The 243-nt window shown below is 60.5% G+C and carries 1 protein-coding gene; it reads right to left on the reverse strand.

Annotation, left to right across the window (positions count from 1 at the left end; all coding sequences use genetic code 11):
• Positions 1-32: 32 nt before the first annotated feature.
• Positions 33-243 (reverse strand): IS3 family transposase (locus tag SKC41_RS31770; RefSeq protein ID WP_330981561.1); only part of this gene is annotated, 211 nt, incomplete at its 5' end.

A 243-nucleotide genomic window follows, 5' to 3' on the forward strand; every position in this document is an offset into this window, starting at 1 on the left:
CTGAATCGCCCTGGTTCTGATGAAGGCTCGGGCTATTGGGTTTCGACCGGGGTTTGGTCGGTCCGGTTTGTAGCGTAGAAGGTGGCTTCGAACTCTGTGGGCGGTATGTCGCTGAGGTAGCCGTGGAGGCGGCTGGTGTTGTGCCAGGGGACCCAGCTCAGGGTGGTCAGTTCAACGTCTTCGACGGTTTTCCAGGGTCCGGTGCGCGCCGGTCCGTAGATGAGTTCGGACTTGTAGTAGCCG

Origin of the sequence: Mycobacterium sp. 050128 (assembly GCF_036409155.1) — a bacterium.
In the GTDB taxonomy this organism is placed as follows: domain Bacteria; phylum Actinomycetota; class Actinomycetes; order Mycobacteriales; family Mycobacteriaceae; genus Mycobacterium.